The organism is Actinosynnema sp. ALI-1.44, from assembly GCF_001984155.1.
Taxonomy (GTDB): Bacteria; Actinomycetota; Actinomycetes; order Mycobacteriales; family Pseudonocardiaceae; genus Kibdelosporangium.
Map to the genome: position 1 here is coordinate 554,438 of NZ_MTQO01000049.1, position 22,187 is coordinate 576,624.

Below are 22,187 nucleotides of genomic sequence, written 5' to 3' on the forward strand. Positions count from 1 at the left end.
GCTCAGGAAGCTCGTTCCGCCCGCAGCAGGATGTAGTCCTGAGAGCTGACGAACAGGCCGGTGTAGAGGGCCGCGCTCTGCGTCGCGCCCGCCAGGCCTTCCTCGCCCGCGACCGCGAGCAGGTCGTCGCGTCGCTCCTGCACCACGTCGACCAGCATGGGAGCACTGGGGCGGATGTCGTCGGCCAGCGAGCGGATCGTCACCTCGCGGAACCCGTTCTGCTCCGCCGCCTTTCCGGCCTCCTGCGCGGTGACCAACGGGACCGCGCACAGCGCCTTCACGGACAGCTCGATGTCGTCGTCGGACATCGGCGTGCCCAGCGCGTAGTCCGCGACCACCAGGACCCCGCCTGGCTTGAGCACCCGCGCGATCTCCGCGAAGGCCGCTGCCTTGTCGGCCACGTGGAACAGGATCGATTCGATCGCGTAGGCCGCGTCGAACGAGTTGTCGGGGAACGGCATGTCGACGATGTCGCCGACCGCGAAGTCCACTGCGGACACCCCGGCCCGTTCGGCCGCGTCGGTGGCCGCCGCGACCTGCTGGGGGCTGAGGTTGATCCCCGTGACGCTCACCTGGTGACGGCGTGCCGCCAGCATCGCCGGGCCGCCGACGCCGCAGCCGAGGTCCAGCACCTTCTGGCCCGGCCGCAACCCGCAGGCGTCCAGTACTTCCTCGTTCATGTGGGCCTGTGCCTCGACGATCGTGGTGGCGCCTCGACCGCAGTAGCCTGCGTGCACGGAGCCGTCGAACAACGCCGAGAACGGCTCGGTGACGGCGTCGTAGAACCCGGCGACCGCCGCGGCGTTCCCGTTCGATCCGGGCTTGTCGTCTACTATGGACATAAGTGGTTCACCTCGTGACGGGGATCTGGGCAGTTCGCTGCGAATACATCCGTCCACCTCGGCCGACGCTACCCAGGTCGGCTCTCAGTGCGGTCTCGCCGCCTCCGGGCCGTACAGCCGCCGCATTTGCGGTGAGGTGTCGAGAAGTTCGAGCAGGGTGCCTCGTGCGACCACACTGCCGCTGTCGAGCAGCACGATCTGGTCCGCCCGCTCCAGCACCGCCCGTCGGTGCGACACCGCCAGAACCGTCACACCGGCGCTGAACACCATCCGCCAGAGTTCCCGTTCGGTCTCCACGTCCAAAGCGCTGGACAGGTCGTCCATGACCAGCAGTTCGGGGTCGCGGGCGAACATCCGGGCCGCTGCCGTGCGTTGGATCTGCCCGCCGGACAGGCGAACACCGCGGACGCCGATCTCGGTGTCGAGCCCGTCCGGCATGCTCGCCACATCGGGGCCGAGCACCGCGCGACGGACCGCGTCGGTCACCACGCCGCCATCGTCAGGCAGACCGAGCAGGATGTTCTCGCGCAACGTCCCGGACACCAGCGTGGGTGTCTGCGCGGTGTACGCGACCCGCGGCGGAACCAGGAAATCGCCGGGATCGGCCACCGCCCTCCCGTTCCAGTCGATCTCACCGCCCTGCCGGTCCAACAGGCCGAGCAGTGCGCGCAGCGTGGTGGTCTTCCCGGCGCCCATCGGTCCGGCGACGACGGTGACGCTCCCCCGCTCCACCCGCAGCGACACGTCATCGATGCCCCGCTCCGATCCGGGGAACCGGTAGGTCAGCCCGGTGGCGTTCAGCACATCGAGCGGCTCGTCGGCCCGCCGCGGCGGTACGTCGACCGGCGCGTCCGACTTCAGGTACAGCGGATGGTGCTTCACCACGTCCATCGGCGGCGCCCCTTGCATCAACTCCACCGACCGGTCCAGCGACACACGCACCTGCTGGAACGTCCTGACCAGATAGCCGATGAAGCCGGTGTACGACGCGACCTGCATCAGATACGTGGCGAACAGGACGAAATCGCCGATGGTGAAGTCACCGCTGCGCATCGCGCCCGCGGCCGTCAGCAGGATCAGCCCGGCGCCCAGGCTGGCGGTGCTGTTGAAGACGGCGTCCAGCGCGTAGCTCTGCGTCTTGTCACGGACCATCGCGTGCCTGCGCTCGTCGCCTTGCCGCGCCAGGTGCGCGACCACGTTGTCCTGCGTGCCTGCCGCCTGGATCGCCCGCACCGCGACCACGATCTCGCCGATGGTGCCGGTGACCTGCGCGGTCGCCGCACGGCTTCGCTCCCGCAGTGTGTGCGCCCGCGCCTTGGCCAGTTGGGCCAGCGCGATCACGCAGATCATCGGGACCATGACCAGCAGCGTCACCCGGGCGTCCACGCTGATCAGGATGGCGAGCCCGGTGGACGCGAAGATCACCGCCGACAGCGCGTCGAACCCCCAGTCCCCCATCAGCGAGATGGCCTCGGAATCGTCACGGAGGGTGGAGATCCCCGCACCGACGTTGCCCGGCATCGCCCGCGCACCCGGCCGTTCGAACAGGCGCGCGAGCAGGTTGCGCTGTACGAGCCCCCGAGTGCGCACGTGCCAGCCCGCCACGGCGACGGTGGCGCCGAAGATCGACGCCATCCTGGCCAGGCCCGCCGCGACCAGGATCGCGACGATGGTCGTGAGGTTCAGTTCGGCCTCGGTACCGCCTTCGAGCGTGTCGAACAACGCCTTGCCGAGCACACCGGGCAACAGCGGCCACAGGTGGAAGATCATCCAGCCGACCGCCGAAGCCGCGTACAGCCCGCGGTGGAACGCCATCACCCGCAGGATGGTCCGCAGGGTGAACCACTTTCCCTTGCCCCCGCGTGTCTTCACTCCAGCACCTCCCCGGCCCGGCAGAGCTCGGCCAGCCGTGAGGCGGGTTCGCCGAGCAGGTCACGTGTGGCGCCGTGTTCGGTGACGCGTCCGCCGTCGATGACGGCCACGGTGTCCGCCCGTCGAATCGTGTCCAACCGGTGCGCGATCACCACGCACGTGCGGTTCTCCAGCAGCCGGTCGAGCGCTCGTTCGAGCAGGTGCCCGGTTCCCGGATCGAGGCGGCTCGACGGCTCGTCCAGGATGACCAGCCCGGGGTCCTTGATGAACACCCTGGCCAGCGCGATCAGCTGGGCCTGCCCAGCCGACACGCTGGAGCCGGAGATCCGGGTGTCCATGCCGTCGGGCAGTGCGGTCAGCCATGGCCGCAGGCCCAGTGTGTGCAGGATGTCGAGCAGACGGGCGTCGTCCACCCCGGTGTCGAAGAACGTGAGGTTGTCGCGGACGGTCGCGTCGAAGATGTGCACGTCCTGGGTGACGAACCCGATCCGCGACCGCAGGGACTTCAGGTCCGCGTCCTTGACGTCGACTCCGCCGAGGCGGACCTGGCCGTGCCGTGGGTCGTACATGCGGAACAGCAGGTGGGCCATGGTGGTCTTGCCCGCACCGGTGCGCCCGACCAGCCCCAGAGTGGCGCCGGGTTCGATGCTCAGAGTGAGGTCGCGCAGCACCTTGCTGCCGGGATCACGCTCATAGGAGAACGTCACGTCACGGAACTCCACCGACAGAGGACCGGACGGCAGCGGCTTCGTCCCGTTGCGGAGCTTGGAGGAAACGGCGAGCAGTTCCGACACGCGCCACATGGCGGCGGTCGCGCGTTGCAGGTGCTGCAGTTGCTCCCGGATCACTTCCATGGGCGTGGCGAGCATGACCGAGTACGTCACCACCAGGTACACGTCGCTCAGTGGCACGGCACCGGCTTGGAAAAGGCCGCCGCCCAGCCCGAACGACACCGCGGCCAGTGCGACGAAGACCATCGAGACGACGATCCAGATCAGACTGCCCCACGCCTCCGCACGGACCTTCACCGGCAGCCACGTGCGCAACTGGCGGTGGAAACGTGCCATCGCGTAGGAAACCGCCGACGAGGAACGGATGTCCTCTGTGGCACGCAACGCCTCGCTCACATAGCCGAAGAACAGCGCGCTCTGTTCCCTGTCTGCCTGCCATCGTGGGCCTGCCATCCGGGAAACCCGTTGCAGCAGGAGCATGCCGACGACGACGACGCCCGTGCAGGCGGCGCCGATCCGCCAGTCGATCACGAAGAGGGAAACCAGGATGAACACCAGCAGCAGCATGTTGCCGAGCAGGCGGACGATCAGGGTGGAGAAGAACTGGGCGATCTCGTTGACGTCGCCGTCGATCCGTTCGATCAGCTCGCCGGGCGAGCGCGATTCGTGGAAGGTCAGATCGAGGTTCAGCACGTGTGCGGTGAGATCGGCGCGCAGGGCGTTCGTGGCTGTCCAGGCGACGCGTTCGCTGGCGAAGGACGCCAGCACGTGCATCACCTGGCGGGCCAGCGCGGCGCCGAGGAAGACGAGCGCGATCCGCAGCAAGGTCTCCTCGCTCGCACCGAGCTGCACGGATTCGATGAAGTAGCTGACGATTCTCGGTTCCGCGACCTCGACGACGATGCTGCCGAGCAGTAGCGCGACCATGAGGATCACGCTGGTGCGCTGTGGTCTCAAGTACTTGCGCAGAAAGACCCAGTTGCTGTCCGAAGTCCTTGGCATTCGCCGCCCCTGAGGTGTCGTCGGCCGCAGCCAAAGCTATGCGATGGCGATATCAGTCCACTCTCACCACTCGCTCCAGCTGTCCGGTGTGCGGCCGTCGATGTCGGTGAAGCCGTACTCCGCGGCCATCTGGGCGGAGGTCACCGACTCCTGGTTCCACCTGGCGCGTTCGGGATCCGCGGCCAACGCGGCGACCGCGCGGCCCACGTAACGCGGTGACTCCGAGGATCCGAAGCCGGACGGCGCGGTGGGCAGGTCACCGGCGCGGTCCTCCTTCAGCGCGTCGCGCCAGTTCTCCTCGCTGACCCCGAAGCTGTCCAGCATCATCTCCGAGCGCAGCCAGCCGGGGGTGATGGCGACGGCTGTCGCCTTGTGCTGCGCCAGCTCGTGGCCCTGGGAGAACGCCAGCCGGTTCACCGCGACCTTGACCAGGTCGTAGAACACCGAGATCCGGTAGTTCGTCTCGTTGTGCGCCTTGGTGCCGTCGGTCACTTCGACGAGCAGACCACCCGGCCGGTCGATCATCAGCGGCAGCAGGTGGTGCGACGTGATCAGGTGGGTGTCCAGGCCCAGCCGGACGATGCGCAGGCCGCGGTCGAGATCGTGGTCCCAGATCGGCGTGTTCCACTCCGGGGGCGCGCCTTTGAGCCGCTCGGCTCCCCAGATGTCGTTGACGAGAACGTCGATGTGCCCGTGGTCGGCCCGGATACGCTCGGCCAGCCGCTTGACCTGCTCCGGGTCGAGGTGGTCGACCGGGATCGCGATTCCGGTGCCGCCGAGCTCGGTGACCAGTTCGGCCGTCTCCTCGATCGTCTCGGGCCGGTCGTAGTCCGATCTGATGTTTCGGGTGGCACTGCTGCGCCCCGTGCAGATGACCGTCGCACCTGCTTCGCCCAGTGCGGCGGCGATACCACGCCCGGCGCCGCGCGTCGCACCGGCGACGACGGCGACACGTCCGGACAACGCGTGCTGATCCGGTGACCAAACCATCGTCCGAGCATCGCAAAGCCGTGGCGAACCGGCAAATCGAGCGTTCTGGTCAGCGAATTCGCCGTTGTCGCGGGAAACTGACGGCATGGCAGCAGACCCGCTCGACCGTCTCCGGGCGATTTGTCTTGAATTGCCCGAGGTCACCGAGAAACTGAACCACGGCATGCCGTCGTGGGTGCGCTCCCGAAACACCGTTGTGCAGTTCTACGACGGCCCGCGACGCGGCGAGGACCTGATCGGGATGTGGGCCCCCGCCCCGCCCGGAGTCAGGGAGGATCTCGTCACCCAGGAACCCGACCGGTTCTACGTGCCGCCCTACGGCGGTGACGACTGGGTTGGAGTGCGGCTGGACCGCGACCCGGACTGGGACGAGGTGGCCGCGATCGTGCGGGAGGCGTACCGGTTGGTGGCGCCCAGGCGGCTGGTGGCTCAACTGGACGACGAGTGACGAGCCCTGAGTTCGAGTAGCTGGAACTCCACTGTGGTGCGCTGATCCACCTGCCGGCGTTCGGAGCGGTACGTGCACAGTTCGAGGCCCACGTCCGCGCACAGTTCGGTGAGCAACGCGGTGTTGCCGATGTTGCTGAACCCCAGCATCAGCCGTCCGCCAGGCGACAGGTATCGAGGCGCCTGTGCGACGAACTCGCTGTGCGCGCGGTAGCTGGGGTCGAAGAAAGCGTGGTGCAGGTCGGTCTCGTTGGCGAAGTCCGCGGGGGCTTCGGCGAAGTTCGAGTTCCAGTAGATCAGGTCGAACTCCTCCCCCGGTTCCAGTTCCGAGAACAGGTCGCTGCGCAGCACCCGCACCCGGTCTTCGACGCCGTGTCGTGCCACGTTAAGCCGCGTGTTCTCGACCGCAGCCATGCTGATGTCGAGCGCGGTGACCGCACGGCAACCGGATTGGGCCGCGACGACGGCCGTGACGCCCGCGCCCGACCCGATCTCGAGGAAGGTCCCACCCGGCGGATACGGCAACCATGTCGAGAACAGGGCCGTGACCGGTGTGTACACCGGGCTGAACACCCCGTCCAGCAAGTCCCATTCCCGGCCGAGCAGGCTGAACGTGTCGGGCCGCCGGTCGTCGGTCAGGTGCCGGTTGAGCAGGGCGTTTCCGCGCTGGAATCCCGTGTCGTCCATGTCCTCACCTGTCCGATCCGCGGTCGACCAGGGCGAGCACCCTGGCCGGGCTGCCGGACCCGTGCACGATCGGCAGTGGACTCGCGATCAGCACGGCCCCTGTCGGCGGCAACTGCCCGAGGTTGCGCAGCTGCGTGAGGCCGTATTTCCCGGCGCCGTGCAGGTACCAGTGGCACGGGTACGGGCGGTCCTCGAACTCGCCGGCCAGTCCCGCGTCCGTTCCCACGGTCTCCACGCCGAGGCCGATCAGGGGCGTCTCCTCGGCGAGCCAGCGCGCGCAGTCCGGTGCGACGCCAGGGGTGTGCTTGTCGTTGAGGAACTGCCGCGCGTCACCTTGGCGGGCGTCCCATCCGGTCCGGTAGAGCAGCCAGCCGTCTTCGGGCAGGTCGCCGTGCTCGGCCTGCCATTTCTCGACGTGGTCACGCCGTAGCAGGAAATCCGGGTCGTGCGCGGCCTGCTCGGACGCGTCCAGCACAGCCGCCGGTCCGACGAGCCGGGCTGGGGGCACCTGCGAGACATCGTGCGACTGCTTGCCCGACAGCCAGTGCACGGGCGCGTCGAAGTGGGTGCCGGTGTGCTCGGACAACCGGATGTTGTTCCAGTACACCGTGGGACCGGCGTCGTCGTAGTCGCTGATGACCTCACGGGAGAATGCCCATGGCTGGCCTCGCTCGGGCGGCAGCTCGATGATCGGCGTCTGCTCGGACAGCGGCGTCGTGAGGTCGACGACCTCCACGAAGTCGTCGTGCAGCGCGTTCAGCAGCTCGGTGAGAACGGTCATCGGGACGTCACCTTCCCGCGGTCGACGGTTGCCGGTGGGCCTGACTGGTCGGGATACCGATCGACTCCCGCAGTGCACGGGCGAAATCCGCGCCGTCCTCTCCCCTGGCGGCGAGATGACCGTCCGGCCGCGCCAGCCACCACACCGGACCGGACAGCGCTCCATATGTCGTCGCGAGCTGGTCGTCCTCAGCGACGGCGACGGTCACCCCCAGTGGTGGCTCGTTGGTGGGCGCGCCTGGCGGTAGTACCAGGACCAGTCCGGGTAGGACGTTCCACGGGTTCGAACGGGCGGCCTCGACGATCTCCACCCCATCCGCCGCGAAGAACAACCCGACGAACTGGGCGCCGAGCAGCTGACGCAACCGGGTACGGGTACCGTTCACGCGCACCCAGCCGTCCGGCGCGAACGCCCCGAGCAGTGGATGTCCTGTTTGGACAATCGGGGAGTCGGTGTACGTGTACGGCTCGGCCATCCGGCCGCTGTTGACGTACTTGCGGGCGAGCCCGAACAGGTGCGACAGCTTCAGCAGGACCGCACGGCTCCACCGGCGCACCCGGTTGGGCGGGACCATGAACCGCAGGGTCGCCTCGGTGACCCGCAGGTTCTCCACAGCCGCCGCGTGCCGCTCGGTGTGGTACGTCTCCAGCAGGTCCTCGTCGGCCTGACCGGCCAGCACCACGGCGATCTTCCAGGCGAGGTTGTCGGCGTCCTGGATGCCGCTGTTCATCCCGCGCGAACCGTAGGGCGGCAGGGCGTGCGCGGCGTCTCCGGCCAGCAGCACGCGGCCCACCCGGAACCGGTCGACCACCCGCTGGTGGAACCGGTACGTGCTGACCCAGTCGATCTCGTAGGGAATGTCACCGATGACCGCCTTGACCCGCTGGTCGAACCGGCCGTCGGCGCGCTCGGCGTCGATGTCGGCGTCCGGCGGCAGCTGCCAGTCGATCCGCCAGATGTCGTCGGGCTGCGGGTGCATGACCAGTTGGCGGCCCGGGTTGAACGAAGGGTCGTAGTGGAAGTGGCGTTCCCGCGCGAGCGGCAGTTTCGCGCGGATGTCGGTGATCAGGAACCGGTCGCCGTGCGTGTAGCCGGTCCACTCGGCGCCGACCATCTCCCTGAGTCCACTTCGGACCCCGTCGCAGCCGACCAGGTAGGCGAAGCGGAACTCCCGTTCGCCGTCGGCGGTCGCCGCCCGGACCAGGACCGAGTCGGCGTCCTGCGTGACAGCGGTGACCCGATGTCCCCAGCGCAGGTCGCAGCGCAGGTGTGCCGCCACCGCCTCGGCAAGCACCTGCTCGATGCGGTACTGGGAGATGTTGACGAACGGGCCGAAACCCAGGCCGCCCTCGTAGGCCGCTGCGCGGATCTCCGTGTTGCGCACGTAGGTCCGGGCGACCGTCCACGTCACGCCCTCGGCGGCGACTGTGCTCGCACAGCCCACCTTGTCCAGGATCTCCAGGACGTCCCCCTGGATCAGGCATGCCTTGGAGCCCTGTTTGACCAGCCGCGGATCCGCTTCCAGCAGCACACTGGGCACTCCGAGCCCGGCCAGCCGCAGCGCGGTGATCAGGCCGACCGGTCCGGCCCCGACGATTCCCACGGGCAATGAGGTGGATGTCATCGTGTCCTCGCGGTCTGGTTGTTCACCCGGACCGTGCGGAACACCGGGATGTCGCGCACAGCCTTGAGGTACGGGGTGCCTTCGGTGTAACCGGTGCCGGTCTTCTCGCCGAGCATCCGCACGGCCAGCCGGTAGTGGGTCTGCCGCCAGCGCATCAACGCACGGGCGAACCCCCGCATCGCCGTGTTGAGCCGTCGCTGTCCGCGCTCGTCGACGCAGCCCGTCTCGCAGGCGTGGCCGTAGGCTTCCTCCAGCGTGGCCTGGCCCAGCAGTATGCGTAGACGCACGTCCGGCGTCGAGTAGTAGGCGGCCGAGTCGACGCGCTCGCGATCCGGCCTGCGGCACAACGACTCGACGAGTTTGTAGTTGCGGGACTGGATCGCGCTGGCGCCCTCGGTGTACTGGCGGAAGGTCTGGAACGCCTCGACCTGCATGGTGGCCAGCATCGAGAACAGCGGGGCGGATTCGCGCAACGCCGTCTGTCCGCTGTTGAGGAAGCGCTCGGCCTGGTCGACGTCACCCCTTGGCAACGCCGCGATGACTCCGCGCAAACTCACCGCCAGCAACGAGAACGTTGTTTCGAACGCCTGGAGGACACGTAAGAACAGATACTCGTCGTGCGCGGTGTACACGGGCAGCATGCTCAGCTCGAGCGCCCGGCGCTCGGCCACGGACATGTCCTCACGCACCGCCGTACAGGCTTGCTGTGCGAGATCCGCCGGGTCCGACGCGGTCAGGTCGCCGTCCAGCGACATCCGGGCAAGCCTGGGCCGCAGCACGCGCATGCCGTGCTTGTACCGCTTTCGGATCAGCTCTTCCGGCGGGCACATCCGCGGCAGCATGACGGTCCGTCCCGCGTGCGTGTCCAGCTCGAACGCCAGTGCGTCGGACACGATCTGGGTGGTGAGCCGGTCGCACCGGGCCCGCGCGAACGGCGCCTGTTCCACCGGGTCGTCCGCGCCGGGCAGTTGCAGCAGCGGCAGCGCGGTGTAACTGGAGTAGTCGTAGCGTTCGTCCGGCTTGTCCAGCAGAGTATCCAAAAAGGACATCAAGGTGCGCAACCGCGGCCACGGCCCGCGCATCGACGGCAGCTCGGCCCGAACTTCGGCGAGCAGGTCGAGCAACCGGGGCGACACGAAGTGCTTCCCGACGCAGTGGTACTCGGTGATGACGGCCTCGTAGGGGAACGTCGTGAGATCGGGTTCCCGCAGCCAGGACTTCAACTCTGCAATGGACACTGGACGACCTACCACTCGACTCGTGATCGGTTGGTTGTGCCCGCGCGGCGGTATGCGCTGACGGTGTCACACAGCGCGGTCACATCCTCGGCGTTGTTGTAGTAGTGGAAAGACATCCGCACCACGTCACCGCGCGGGCTGACGCCGATGCCGCGCCTGCCGAGACGACGCGCCAACGCGGCCGGATCGGGATCGGCCAGCCCGATGTGGGCGCCGCGCTGCCCGGGCGGCGGAGCGGCGATCCGCTCCCCCTGCTCGGTGAGGCGTTCGGCGGCCAGTTCGCCCAGGCTCAGCACATGAGTGCGGACAGCGGCCAGGTCGATCTGTTCGACCAGGCGCAGACCGGTGTTCGCCGCGTAGCAGGCCGCGACCGCGGGCGTACCGGTCTGGTACCTGGCCGCGGTGGGAGGGAAGTCCAGGATCGTCGGATCGAACGCGAACGGGTCGCGCCTGCCGAACCACCCGGTCAGCTCGGGGGCGCGGTCGACCAGTTCCGGCGACCGCACGTACAGGAACGCCGCGCCGGGCAGACCAAGCAGGTACTTCATCGTGCCCGCAACCAGGAAGTCGCAGTCCAGCTCGTCGACGTTCACCGGTTGCACGCCGACCGCCTGGTAGGCGTCGACGAACACGTGTGCGCCGCGCTCGTGCGCGGCACGGGCAAGCTCTGCCACCGGTAACCGGCTCGCGTGCTGGTAGGTGACCAGCGGCACGGAGACCACCTTGGTCCGCGAGTCCAGCAGATCGAGGTACTCGCCCTGGTTCGCGGCATGCACGACTTCGGCTCCCCGTTGCCGCTGGGCCAGCCACACCTGAGCGATCGAGGGGAACTCCATCGTGGTCGTGACCACCCGCGGCCGCCGTGACCAGTCCATTGTGGAGGCGATCTGGTACGCGCCGACCGACGCGTTGGGCATCAGCGCGACCTGCCCCGGGTCGGCCCCGACGAGTGCGGCGAACCGCCGTCTGGCCTGCTCCGCCTGGTCCTCGAACAACTCCCAGGCACGCGGGCCGCCGGTCATGTCCTCCAGCATCTGTCCCATCGCGGCGTCCAACTCGGTCGAGCGGGCACCGAGGCTGCAGCTGCACAGGTGGACGCGGTCCGCGAGGGCGGGAAAGTGCCCCCGGAACTCGTCCGGTGCCATCGCCGGTGTCGTCCCCGGGGTCATGCGGCCCCCGTTCCCATCGGACCGGTGTCGGTCAACTCGCTGCGGGCGCGCCACAGATCGGGCAGGAACTGGTGCTTGATGAGCTTGGTCAGTGCGTCGACCGCCATTCCCTGGGTACCGACGGACCCGTGGCCGAGGATCCGGGTGGCCATCTTGTAGTGCGAAGCCCGCCACAACGCGACGCGTTCGTCCCACTCGATCAGGGCCTCCGCCAGTCGCTGCTCGACGCTGTCGAGCTTGCTGCGGTAGAGCTCGGCGAGATCGATCCCGCGCTGCGCGACCAGGTCACCGAAGGCGCTGCTGATCTTCCTGCCGTGCTTCCGCACCGCGCGCCAGCCCGGCGAATCGGCACCGGAACCGTGGCCGAGAACCGTCCTGATCGTCTGGAAATCCCACGGTGAGAGGTGCTTCATCATGTCGAGCTGACCGGTGACCAGTTCGATGCCGAGACTGGACCGGCCGATCAGGCGGGTGGCGGTCTCCAGTTCACCCGCCTTGATCCGTTCGGTCGCCTCGTCCAGTTCGGCACAGGCCAGTTTGAGCCACAACTCGGTCGACTGGTGCACGACCTGGAACAGCAACTCGTCCCGGTGCACCACCTCGTCCGGCCGCCGTTGCAGTGCCAGCAACGTGTCCGTGCGCATGTACCGCGCGTAGTCGTCCGCGCCCTCGCCGGGCAGCACCTGCTGGGAATAATCCGTCATGGCAACGACTCTCCGGCATCCCGTCGTGGACAGTCACACCGGAAAACCTATCCGGGCCGGCTATCACCCCGGCTATCAAGCGGGTCTCAGCGATTTCTCACTCCCCTACCGCCGGGTTGCTTGTCTCGCACCACATCGGCAGCATGGGCCGCACGGCGGATGACCGTTTTCGCCGATGTCCCACTACCGAGAAGAACACGCGGAGAGGAGGACTGGTGTCGGCTGTCCGAAAATTCCTTGATGTGTTCGCCGTGGCGGCGATGTCGCTTGTTCCGACCGCCACCGGCGCGATGGCGCAGCAGCCGCGGCCCGCGGGATCCGCGCAGGAAGTCTCGTTCCCGAGCAACGGGGAAACCCTGCACGGCATGGTGTTCACGCCGCCGGGAACCGGGCAGCGCCGTCCGGGCATGGTCCTGGTGTCCGGATCCGGACCGGAGCCGTCGGCCGAGCAGGTGCGCGCCTTCATGGAGCCACTGACGCGGACCGGTGTCGTGTCGCTCGTCTACAAGCGCCGCACAGCCGGTTACTCAGTGACCGAACGGTCCTACTCCCAGCTGGCCGACGACGCACTCGCTGCCGTGAAAGCGTTGCGTGCCAGGGATGACGTCGATCCGGAGCGGGTTGGGCTGTGGGGCGCCAGCGAGGGCGCGTGGGTCGCACCGCTGGCCGCGTCCCGTTCCGCCGACGTGCGCTTCCTGGTGCTGATCTCCGCCAGTGGCGTACCACCGGCCCGGCAGACCGCGTGGCAGCTGACGAACTCCGTGCACCGGTCCGGGGCCGCCGGTTCGATCCCCGATTCCCTGCCGCTCAAGGGAGTCCGGCTGGTCGCCGGGCTCGGCCAGTTCCCCGAGGCCGACTACGACACGGTTCCCGTCCTCGAACGGACCCGTGCGCCGGTACTGGCGGTGTGGGGCAGCGAGGACCACACGGTGCCGCCCGCCGAGTCGATGACGACTGTGCGGCGTGCACTGGACCGCGCGGGCAACGACGACTACACATTGAAGGTGTTCCCCGGCGTCGGCCATGCGCTGTCGCGCTCCAGTGACGACTTCTCCGGTGCCGCCGCGATCATCCCGGAGTTCTTCGATCTCGTCGGCCAGTGGGTCGGGAGCCTGCCTGACCAGGCCCGGCAAGCCAGCGTGGACCCGATGCCCCAGCAGGATCGCGTGAGCGCACCGGTCACGCCCCAGAGCTGGTACGAGTCGACCGGGTTCCAACTGGTAGCGCTCTCGGTGTTTGTGGTGGCGTTCGCGGGGTACTTCTGTGTCGCCGCTGTGCGCAAGATCCGTCGGCGCGCCGGAAAGCCGGTGCTGCGCCGTCCTGCCCGGCTGCTCGCGATCACGGGCCTGCTGGCCCCACTGGCCCTGCTCGGGTACGTGGTCACGTTGTTGCTGAGCCGCTCGCCCGGCACCGTCGTCGGCGGTTTCGCCCTGCCGTTCCTGGTCGTCCGGATCCTGACCCTGGTCGCCTTGGCCGCGACGGTCGCCCTGGCGGTCATGTGGTGGCGTCGTCGCGGGGAAGTCCATGGTGGCGAACGAATCCGGCTCGGCCTGCTGCTCTTCGGCGGCGTGGTCCTCGTGCCGTGGTCGCTGTACTGGGGACTGGTCTTCGCCTGAGTTGGTCAAATCCATTGGGAGGAAAAGTGACGACAACGGAAGTTCCGACCGGGGTCGGCCGTACCGCGATCATGGTGTCCTGGATCCGCTCCGCCGAGGCCGAACGGCCGGACGCGTTGTTCCGCGACCAGTTCGCCGACGAGGTGCTCAGCGAACTGGGCGAGGCACCGGAAACCGCCGAACTGGTGGCCGCGCTGCGTGACGGCGGCCCGCTGGCCGACCAGCTGCGCAGCCCGCGGTTCTCGTTCATCGCGGTGCGGACCCGCTACATCGACGACCGGCTGACCACCGCGATGCACCGCGGCATCCGGCAGGTGGTGAGCCTCGCGGCCGGTCTCGACGGCCGGACAACCCGGTTGCACTGCCCACCGGGAACCCGGTGGTACGAGGTGGATCTGCCGGTGATGACGGCGTTCAAGCAGCACCTGCTGGATCGTTCCGCGCTGCCGCCGACCTGTGCCAGGCAGGGCGTCGCCGCCGACCTGACCGGCGACTGGGCGCAACGGCTGCGGGACACCGACTTCGACCCGTCGGTGCCGACCGCGTTCCTGATCGAAGGGCTGCTGATGTACCTGTCGCCGCAAGCCGGTGACAAGCTGCTGGCCGAGGTGAGCGAGGTGTCCGCGCCCGGCAGTGAACTGCTGCTCGAGCACCTGTCCGACCGCTCGCTCACGTCGACCGACACACCGCTGCGCGACGTGGTCGAATCGCAGGGCGCGCGGTGGCTTTCCGCTCAGGACGACCTCACCGGCTGGCTGGGCCGGCACGGGTGGCGCGCCGAGGTGCACGCCAACAACGATCCCGCGGTCAGCTGCGGCCGTGTACCGGAAGGCGGGGAAACCTGGCTCTGGCTGGCACACGCGGTTCGGTAACCGGTCGTCCGTTCACGAGCCTCTGGTGGATCACGAAGGATCCGCCAGAGGCTCTTCGCTGTGCGGGGTCTAGGACGCGGGCCGCATGGCCATGTCGCGGTCCGGGCCACAGCACCGCTCGACCCACTTCAGCGCGGGCTGCTCGGCCCGCAGCCAGCTCACCGGTTTCGCCAGGACCTCGTCCACGATGTCGTGGCCGACGGCGGGGTTCGGCACGGGCGGACGGGTGGGACCGTCCGCGGGCTCGAGCGCTCCCTGTGCCTGTTGGGACAGCCACAGCCAAGTGTCGAGTGCCCGGCGCAGTGCCGAGTCCCGTGTGGACGCCGAGAGCACCTCGCCGGCTTTGTCCTGCGCGTACAGCCTGGTCAGTTCGTCCATCCGGTACCGCACGCCACCGAGGACGTCCTCGCCCGCGACCTCCAGCACCTGCCGGTAGACGAGCTCGTCCAGCAACTTCTCCGACACGGACGTCTTCAGGTCCAGCAACGGCGCGCCGACCCACGACGGGAAGTCGGGCACCCCGAGCAGGCTGAGCCGGTACCAGAGTGCTTTGGCCGCGTCGCCGAGCCGGTACTCGCTGCCTGCCAGCCGGGCCCGCAGGTCCAGCGAACCGTGGGTCAGCTCGTCCAACCGGGATGCCGGGCTGCGCAGCCGTTCGGCGAGGTAGGTCAGCCGCAGCTGGGGCCGGGCGCGCAGCCGGGCACCGGCCGCCCGGATGGTCAGCGGCAGGCCACCGCTGGCCGCGACGATCTCCTGGGCCGCGGCCTCCCCCGTGTCACCGGCCGGACCCGCGATCCCGCGGAGCAGTTCCAGTGCTTCGCTGGTGCGCAACGGACCCAGCTCGACCAGGTGGGCGCCGGGCAGCTCGGTCAGGTTGGACCTGCTGGTGATCACCACCGCGCTCGACCCGGTTCCCGGCAGCAGCGGCCGGACCTGCTCCGCGCCTTCGGCGTCGTCCAGCAGCACCAGCATCCGGCGGGTGGCGAGCAGACTGCGGTAGACCGAGGCGAGCTCACGGAAGTCGTGCGGGATGGCCTGTTGCGGGATTCCCAGCGCGTGCAGGAACTGGTGCAGGATCTCGGTCGGTGTGGCGGGCTCGGCCCGCGTCCCGCCGAGGTCGGCGTAGAGCTGTCCGTCCGGGAACGCCTGACGGGCCTGGTGCGCGGCACGCACGGCGAGAGCGGTCTTGCCGACGCCGCATTTGCCGACCACGACCGTGATTCGGGGCGCACCTTGCCGACTGGGCGCTTGTTCAGCGCTTTCGAGGTCGTCGACCATTTCGGCCACGAGACCCGACCGTCCGGTGAAATCGCTGGTGTCGGCGGTCAATTGGGCCGGGGCGCGGACGAAAACGGCGGCGTCGACCGTCGGCGCACTCGCCCTTTCCTTGCCTGCGAGGACTTCCCGGTGCACTTCCTGCAGGCGCTGGCCCGGTTCCAGGCCGAGTTGCTCGACCAGGGCCTTGCGTCCCTCGCGGAAGACCGACAGAGCCTCGGCCCGACGGCCGCATCCGTGCAGCGCCGTCATCAGCAGGCACCGCAGGCCCTCGCGCAGCGGGAACCGGCCGACCAGCCCGCGTAACTTGCCGACGACCTCGCGGTACTTCTCCTGCTTGAGTTCCAGCTCGATGACCTCCTCGATCGTGGCGAGGCGGCGTTCCTCCCACTGCGCGGCGATCGCGGCGACGGACGGGCTGGTGAGCTCGCCCAGCACCGGTCCGCGGAACAGGTTCAACGAAGCCGTGTAATCGTTGATCGCCTTCGCGTAGTCCCCGGTGGCCGCGACCGACCTCGCCCGCACGACGAGGCGCTCGAACTCGGCGATGTCGGTCTGGGACTCGTCGATCCGCAACCGGTATCCCACGGCCGTCGTCTCGATGACGTTGTCCGGTGCGCCCGCGGCGCGTAATGCCTTGCGCAGGCGCCAGATCAGCGTTTGGACCTGCTCCTCGGCGGTCTGCGGTGACGTACCCGACCAGACCGCCTCGACCAGGCTGCGCGCCGAGACGGCTTGCCCGGCCGCCAGGGCGAGGCAGGCCATGACCGTCAGCTGGCGGTTGCGGCCGATCGGCAGCGGCTCGCCGTCGACGAGTATTTCCAGCGGACCAAGGAGTCGACAGAACATGCACATCCCCCTTACCACGGAGAATCCGGCAGTAGACGGAACGTCCGTAACAGTGAAATTGTTTACGGCCCGTTCACTAATCGTCCAGGAATCCCAGAAGACTAACGTTTTGAGAGGATGCTAACACCACTCACACAGGCCCGCTCGGTGCGTGCACGACTGGAGAATTTCCACAGTCGAACACCTTCGGACACATTGTTCGACAGCCAACCAGACCGCCCGGAGATCTTGCATAGCAAGGAATCCCCCAGGCCGCACGACGAGACTTCACAAACCCCGCGACCCGCCCGAACCGGACACCCAGCCAGGGGCATAGCCCGTGGAGAGGGCATTGAGAGGGCTCGCAGGGAATACGGGGTTAAATTACCTGCGACACAAAGGATCGACCTCCAGCGTACTTCTCGAGCCCCCAGTGAGTACCTGGCAACCGAGCACCGGTCGACCGAGGGGCTCCACTCCGATAACGAGGAGCACAGCAATGTCCACCGTGGAAGAAATAGTGCGCACGCAGCGCGCGCATCCCGAGGCCAGGGACGCCGACGTGCGTGACCCGCTGGCCGGCGACGCGGCGATGATCGGAATGCCCGCATTCCTCGCCTCCTCGCTGGCGATGGCACTGACCCTCATCGGCTACGTGCCCTACAGCGCCGTCGCCGCTCCGGTGCCGATCCTCACCATCGGCGGAATCGTGCAGCTGATCGCCGCCAACCGCGCGGCGAAGCGCGGGCAGCACCTGCTCGCGGGTGCGTTCGCGATCTTCAGCGTCTTCTGGCTGAGCTACGCCTTCACGACACTCGGCCTGGCCAACAAGTGGTTCGGGATGGGACCCGACGGCACCATCCCGACCCAGGAGATGTTCCTGATCTGCTGGTTCACCATGCTCGTGCTGTTCACCCTGCCCACGCTGCGGATGCCGATCGCGATCACCGGGCTGTTCGCGATGATCGACGTCGCGTTGCTGATGGTGTTGCTCGGCACGCTCAACCACGGGCACAACATGTCCATCGGACTGGGCCGCGCGCTGCAGTTCATCGGCGGGGTGACGATGTTCGGGTTCATCGCCATCGGCGCGTACCTGCTCGTGCACGTCACCTCCGTGGCCACCGGGGGAAAGGGCCTGCCGCTGGGCAGGCCGATCCTGCGGCGGTGAGGCACCAGTCCGCACGAGGTTCACTCCGGTCGGGTCCGGCGGGCAACCGCCGGACCCGACCGCGTTTCCGGCGCGACCCCGTTCGTCCATAGTAGACACTCGGAGTGCGTGGCGGAATATGTCACGGTCATCGCCATATCGGCCACCGGTGACAGATCCAGGAAAATGTCATCGCACTCCAACCGGCCCGGCCGATCGTATAACGGAGTTATTTTGACGACGCTGAGTGACTGCGGAAAGTCTCCGTTTGACAGCGGCCGGTAGCCATCCTATGGTCTGTACAGGTACTAATTAACTGGGCTAATTCAATACGGGGGCAAGTGCTACTTCAGCGCGCAATCACGGCGCACTTCGCCTGATTGCCACCTGCGTCCGCGATTCCACGAGTCGTCGGCAAACTTTCGACTCCGTGTCGATTCCGCGGCACGAGGCCGCTCCCGCGATCGCCACCGGTGCGGTCCAGGGACGTTGCGCCCTGCAGCGTCACCGCGAATTGCTCCATGAAAGGAACAGGGGGAAGGGGACACATGAAGTCCGCCGACACGACTCCAGGCGAAGTGGTCGACGGAACCCGCACCCGGCCCTTATCCCCGGAGCCCGGACAGCAGTCCCCCACCAGCCCCTGCATCCGCATCGCGGTCGACCAGTTGCTTCCGTCGGACTCACCACGAGTGCACGCGGTCAGCCTGGAGCACGCGCGGGCGCTGGCCGAGTCCGACGCGCACTTACCCCCGATCGTCGTGCACCGCAGGACACATCGCATCATCGACGGCATGCACCGGGTGCAGGCGGCCAAGTTGAACGGCGTCGAGGAGATCGAAGCGGTGTTCTTCGACGGCGACGACGACGAGGCGTTCGTCCTCGCCGTCGAATCGAACATCGAGCACGGCCTGCCGCTGTCGCTGGCCGAACGCAGCGGCGCCGCCGAACGCATCGTGCGCTCCCATCCTGAGTGGTCGGACCGCGCCGTCGCACTCAGCACGGGCATCTCCGCCAAGACGGTGAGCGCCATCCGAACCAGGATCGCCCGCGACATCCCGGCAGCCCCGAACCGGCTCGGCAGGGACGGGCGGGTCCGTCCACTGGACACCTCCGCCGGGCGCAGGACGGCTGCCGAGTTGCTGGCGTCGAACCCCTCCATGTCGTTGCGGCAGATCGCCAGGCAGTCCGGGGTGTCCGCGACCACTGTCCAGGATGTCCGCAAGCGCCTCGGCCGGGGCGAGAACCCGGTACCAGCCGCCGCACACCGCGTCGCCGCGAAGCAGTCCGGCGGCGAAGACCTGCAACGGGAAGACCGGCAACGGGTGGAACAAACCCAGCCGGACGGCTGCCTGGACGTCAAGGACGCTCTGGGGAAGTTGCGGTCCGACCCGGCGCTGCGTTTCAACGCACGCGGCCGGATGCTGCTTCGGTTGCTGGATCCCCACTTCATCAGCGCCGACTGCCACGACCGGCTGCTGGCGGCGATACCGCCCTACTGGGCGGGCGAACTGGCCGAGATCGCGCGCGCCTACGCATCGGCATGGCAGCACTTCGCCTGCGAACTGGAAGACAAGCAGCCGTGATGTGCCGTGAAAGGTGCCCGTTCCAGGCCTGATGGTCACGCGGTGCGCACCACCAGGCCCGTCCCCTGCCGCGGCGCCAGGACTGCCTCCCGGAAATTGGCCAAGGTCAACGACAACGTGCGCTCGACGTCGGACTCCAGCACCAAGTCGTCCCCGACCACACGGATCTGCTCACGCAACAAGCAGTAGCCACGCACGACATGCCGCGCGCCGAGCGAACTCAGGACGGGCCCGAGGGCGTAGTCCAACGCCAGGACGTGTGCGCGACTGCCGACGACGGCCAACGGCAGCACAGCTTTGCCAGCCAGTGCGTGCTTCGGCAGCAGGTCCAGGAAGAGCTTGAGCAGGCCCGAGTAGGACCCGTGATGGGTCGGCGTCACCACCAGAACACCGTCAGCCCTGTCGACACAGGCCAGCGCGCGGCTGACAGCCCCATCCGTGGGGTCGGCCCGCACCAGCGCCTCGGCGGGCAGGTCGCGTACCCGGATGTGCCGCACCGCGGTCCCGCCGCTGGTCAGCCTGCTGAGGCTGAGGTCGGCGACGCGGCTCGTCGTGGACTTGCCGTAGGGGCTCGCCGAGATCGCGACCACAGAGGACATCGTCAGGAACACTTCCCATCGATGATCTCGTCCTCCAGCCGGCACGCCTCGCCGACGATCAGTCCGGCCAGCGCGCGCATGAAGTCCGGACTGAGGTCGAGCTGCCTGCCGCGGTCGGCGTACGAGTCGGCCACGCCCGCCACCCGGTGGGGTTGCATCATCGGGATGCCTTCGGCCCGTTTGAGTTCCGCGACCCGCTGGCACACCTTGAGCCGGGCCGCGAGCAGTTCGGCGATCCTGGCGTCCAGCCCGTCGAGCTCCGCCCGGTACGGCTGGAGCATCGCATCGGCGTCGGTGTTCATCCCGCATTCCGCCTTCCGTCGTCCTCATCCGGGTCCACGCGCGACTCCGGCCTGCCGAACAGCCGCGCGCACCGGGCCGCGAGGTCCGGCCCACGTGGACCGAGCTTGTGGTTGATCTCCGCCAGCGCGTCGGCGAAGCCGCGCCGGTCGCCGGAAACGACCACGGTGGACAGGTGGTCGAGCCCGTCGCGCAGCGCTTGCCTCGCCCAGTCGGCGCGGGCGTTGCCTGCCTGGATGTCCCAGTAGACCTCGGGGCTGCCGCTCACCACCCTGGCCAGCAGGCTGAGCATCGTCAGGTGCGGCGGCGGTGCCAGCCGCACGAGTTTCTCCACGTCACAGTCCTCATGCACCAGGACCCGCCCGAACGCCAGCACGCTGGCGTGTGTCGCGGCCTGCATCACCGCGGTGAGCCGGTCGTGTTCGACCGCGGTCACGGGAACAAGCCGCATACCGGCTCGCACCAGGAGGTCCTCGACCAACCGCACCCGAGATCCACTACGGACAGTCACGAACGCGACGGGGCGTCCGCTCGGGTCGAGGCCCGGCGCGAACATCGGATTCACGCTGCACGCCTGGAGACTGTGACGGTCGGCGGCGTCGGCGAGCAACGTCGTCACCGTCTCCTTGACCGAACACGTGTCGGCCAGCAACGCACCCGGCTTCATCTCGCGCGCGACCGCCGCGACAGCCGCTTCACAGGTGGCTTCCGGCAACGCCAGCAGTACCACGTCGGCCGCCGAGATCTCCGCGCGGACGTCCGGGGCGGGCCGCGTCACGTCGCCGCGGACGCTCCGTGGCCCAGCCGGTCGCGCGTCGACAGCCACGACCTCGCCCACAGGCGCGAACACCTGGCCGAACAGGCTTCCCACGCTCCCGGCCCCACCACACACCAGAAACCGCGTCATCGCGCGGTCCCCCCGGCCGGCCGGTACAGCTCGACCGGACTGTGGTCGTCGGCCAGCCGACGGTGGAGGAACAGCAGGTCCAGTTTGTGGTCGACCGCCATGCTCGACCAGGTCACGAGCACGCGGTAGCCAAGGCGTTCACCGAGGTTGACGAAGTCGAGCGGATCGACCCCGGTCTCGCCGCGCCGCTTGCCGTCGCGGGCCGTCGCCAGCAGCCACTTGTCCGGCACGCCCACCACACGGACCCTGGCCAGCCCCGGACCGCCGAGCACGCTCGTCAGCCCGGCAAGGTCGACGACCTCCCGGTTCCAGCGCAACGTCGGCACACCGGTCAACGGCAGCGGGTCAGCCGGTTCTTTGTGCAGGACGGCGTAGTAGCGGTCACGGGTCAGCGGGTTCTGCAGGCTGGCCTTGGCCAGTCGCACATCCACCGCGCCCAGGACACGCATGCCGTCGCGCAGCCCGGCGAAGAAGGCGGGTTCGATCGGCGACTCCCCGACCGTCGTGGTGCCGCGGGTAACCGCGTCGCGGTAGGCCAGCAGCCGGGGATTGCGCAAGGACTCGATGTAGACCGCGCCACGGACGGCCAGCTTGGGCATGACCGCACGCAGGAGGCGCAACACCTCGTCCTCAGTCGACAGCGGCAAGGCGGCGCCGTTGACCAGTATGCCGTCGAAGTGTTCGAACGGCAGATCGTCCAGCGCGAAGGCGTGGTGTGCACGCAGTTCCACCCGACCGGCCAGGTCCGGGTCCCGGTGCAGCCACGAGCGCACCGCGGCGATCGTGTCGGCCGACGGGTCCACTCCCCAGAACTCGTCGCACGACGGCGCGAGCGCGCAGGCGGCCACGCCTGATCCCACCCCGATCTGCAGGACTCGATGGGGCCGCAGGTCCAGGACGTGATCCAGGACGGCAGCCGGCCGAGACGGCGCGGCGACTGGGTTCGTGCCCACCGGGAGCCCACCTC

20 protein-coding genes are annotated in these 22,187 nt (G+C 68.5%); 5 read left to right on the forward strand and 15 right to left on the reverse strand.

What is annotated here, in order from left to right:
• Positions 1–2: 2 nt before the first annotated feature.
• The 4 genes from ALI144C_RS32330 to ALI144C_RS32345 form a co-directional block, all read right to left on the reverse strand.
• Entirely contained in the window at positions 3–842 is an 840-nt protein-coding gene (locus tag ALI144C_RS32330; protein ID WP_076990941.1) for an SAM-dependent methyltransferase, read from the reverse strand.
• 84 nt (positions 843–926) lie between these two features.
• The gene (locus ALI144C_RS32335) at positions 927–2,714 is read right to left on the reverse strand and encodes an ABC transporter ATP-binding protein (protein WP_083753573.1); all 1,788 of its coding nucleotides are present in this window, start codon (positions 2,712–2,714) and stop codon (positions 927–929) included.
• Positions 2,711–4,447, reverse strand: a complete 1,737-nt coding sequence (locus ALI144C_RS32340; RefSeq protein ID WP_076990942.1) for an ABC transporter ATP-binding protein — start codon at positions 4,445–4,447, stop codon at positions 2,711–2,713. Before ALI144C_RS32340 ends, ALI144C_RS32335 begins: the two co-directional genes overlap by 4 nt.
• A 63-nt stretch (positions 4,448–4,510) precedes the next feature.
• A complete protein-coding gene (locus tag ALI144C_RS32345) occupies positions 4,511–5,437 on the reverse strand; it encodes an SDR family oxidoreductase (RefSeq protein WP_076990943.1) in 927 nt (308 codons plus the stop codon).
• 85 nt (positions 5,438–5,522) lie between these two features.
• Here ALI144C_RS32345 and ALI144C_RS32350 point away from each other — a divergent pair, with 85 nt between their 5' ends.
• Positions 5,523–5,885, forward strand: a complete 363-nt coding sequence (locus ALI144C_RS32350) for an MmcQ/YjbR family DNA-binding protein (RefSeq protein WP_076990944.1) — start codon at positions 5,523–5,525, stop codon at positions 5,883–5,885.
• Here the strand turns inward: ALI144C_RS32350 and ALI144C_RS32355 are convergent.
• Genes ALI144C_RS32355 through ALI144C_RS32380 form a run of 6 tightly spaced genes read right to left on the reverse strand, consistent with a single transcriptional unit; the run spans position 5,867 to position 12,087 of the window.
• Positions 5,867–6,571 carry a methyltransferase gene (locus tag ALI144C_RS32355; RefSeq protein ID WP_076990945.1) on the reverse strand — a complete coding sequence of 235 codons (705 nt, stop codon included), beginning with the start codon at positions 6,569–6,571 and terminating at the stop codon, positions 5,867–5,869. The two genes, ALI144C_RS32350 and ALI144C_RS32355, sit on opposite strands and share 19 nt — an antisense overlap.
• 4 nt (positions 6,572–6,575) lie before the next feature.
• Positions 6,576–7,352, reverse strand: coding sequence for a cyclase family protein (locus tag ALI144C_RS32360; RefSeq protein ID WP_076990946.1), 777 nt, complete (start codon positions 7,350–7,352; stop codon positions 6,576–6,578).
• Positions 7,353–7,359: 7 nt separating this feature from the next.
• Entirely contained in the window at positions 7,360–8,976 is a 1,617-nt protein-coding gene (locus tag ALI144C_RS32365; protein WP_083753574.1) for an FAD-dependent monooxygenase, read from the reverse strand.
• Positions 8,973–10,214 carry a tryptophan 2,3-dioxygenase family protein gene (locus ALI144C_RS32370; RefSeq protein ID WP_076990948.1) on the reverse strand — a complete coding sequence of 414 codons (1,242 nt, stop codon included), beginning with the start codon at positions 10,212–10,214 and terminating at the stop codon, positions 8,973–8,975. Before ALI144C_RS32370 ends, ALI144C_RS32365 begins: the two co-directional genes overlap by 4 nt.
• 8 nt (positions 10,215–10,222) lie before the next feature.
• The gene (locus tag ALI144C_RS32375) at positions 10,223–11,383 is read right to left on the reverse strand and encodes an aminotransferase class V-fold PLP-dependent enzyme (RefSeq protein WP_076990949.1); all 1,161 of its coding nucleotides are present in this window, start codon (positions 11,381–11,383) and stop codon (positions 10,223–10,225) included.
• Positions 11,380–12,087 carry a tryptophan 2,3-dioxygenase family protein gene (locus ALI144C_RS32380; RefSeq protein ID WP_076990950.1) on the reverse strand — a complete coding sequence of 236 codons (708 nt, stop codon included), beginning with the start codon at positions 12,085–12,087 and terminating at the stop codon, positions 11,380–11,382. Before ALI144C_RS32380 ends, ALI144C_RS32375 begins: the two co-directional genes overlap by 4 nt.
• A 215-nt stretch (positions 12,088–12,302) precedes the next feature.
• On the opposite strand from ALI144C_RS32380, the gene ALI144C_RS32385 reads away from it, so the two are divergent.
• Both ALI144C_RS32385 and ALI144C_RS32390 read left to right on the forward strand, forming a co-directional pair.
• Positions 12,303–13,703: an alpha/beta hydrolase family protein gene (locus tag ALI144C_RS32385; protein WP_237774416.1), complete on the forward strand. Its 1,401-nt coding sequence runs from the start codon at positions 12,303–12,305 to the stop codon at positions 13,701–13,703.
• A gap of 26 nt (positions 13,704–13,729) precedes the next feature.
• Positions 13,730–14,575 carry an SAM-dependent methyltransferase gene (locus tag ALI144C_RS32390; RefSeq protein ID WP_076990951.1) on the forward strand — a complete coding sequence of 282 codons (846 nt, stop codon included), beginning with the start codon at positions 13,730–13,732 and terminating at the stop codon, positions 14,573–14,575.
• 69 nt (positions 14,576–14,644) lie between these two features.
• On the opposite strand, the gene ALI144C_RS32395 is transcribed toward ALI144C_RS32390, so the two are convergent.
• Positions 14,645–16,699, reverse strand: coding sequence for an AfsR/SARP family transcriptional regulator (locus ALI144C_RS32395; RefSeq protein WP_168211394.1), 2,055 nt, complete (start codon positions 16,697–16,699; stop codon positions 14,645–14,647).
• A 478-nt stretch (positions 16,700–17,177) separates the two neighbouring features.
• On the opposite strand from ALI144C_RS32395, the gene ALI144C_RS32400 reads away from it, so the two are divergent.
• Together ALI144C_RS32400 and ALI144C_RS32405 are read left to right on the forward strand one after the other, a co-directional pair.
• Positions 17,178–17,849, forward strand: a complete 672-nt coding sequence (locus tag ALI144C_RS32400) for a GPR1/FUN34/YaaH family transporter (RefSeq protein WP_076990953.1) — start codon at positions 17,178–17,180, stop codon at positions 17,847–17,849.
• Between the two features lie 527 nt (positions 17,850–18,376).
• Positions 18,377–19,414 carry a ParB/RepB/Spo0J family partition protein gene (locus ALI144C_RS32405; RefSeq protein WP_083753575.1) on the forward strand — a complete coding sequence of 346 codons (1,038 nt, stop codon included), beginning with the start codon at positions 18,377–18,379 and terminating at the stop codon, positions 19,412–19,414.
• A gap of 35 nt (positions 19,415–19,449) precedes the next feature.
• On the opposite strand, the gene ALI144C_RS32410 is transcribed toward ALI144C_RS32405, so the two are convergent.
• Genes ALI144C_RS32410 through ALI144C_RS32425 form a run of 4 tightly spaced genes read right to left on the reverse strand, consistent with a single transcriptional unit; the run spans position 19,450 to position 22,173 of the window.
• Positions 19,450–20,013, reverse strand: coding sequence for an NAD(P)H-dependent oxidoreductase (locus ALI144C_RS32410; protein WP_076991033.1), 564 nt, complete (start codon positions 20,011–20,013; stop codon positions 19,450–19,452).
• A gap of 2 nt (positions 20,014–20,015) precedes the next feature.
• Positions 20,016–20,315 carry a chorismate mutase gene (locus tag ALI144C_RS32415; protein ID WP_076990954.1) on the reverse strand — a complete coding sequence of 100 codons (300 nt, stop codon included), beginning with the start codon at positions 20,313–20,315 and terminating at the stop codon, positions 20,016–20,018.
• Positions 20,312–21,184 carry a prephenate dehydrogenase/arogenate dehydrogenase family protein gene (locus ALI144C_RS32420; protein ID WP_168211395.1) on the reverse strand — a complete coding sequence of 291 codons (873 nt, stop codon included), beginning with the start codon at positions 21,182–21,184 and terminating at the stop codon, positions 20,312–20,314. The genes ALI144C_RS32415 and ALI144C_RS32420 overlap by 4 nt, the downstream gene beginning before the upstream one ends.
• Positions 21,185–21,216: 32 nt before the next feature.
• Positions 21,217–22,173 (reverse strand): class I SAM-dependent methyltransferase, encoded by a 957-nt coding sequence (locus ALI144C_RS32425; protein WP_076990956.1) that lies wholly within the window; start codon positions 22,171–22,173, stop codon positions 21,217–21,219.
• Positions 22,174–22,187: the final 14 nt, after the last annotated feature.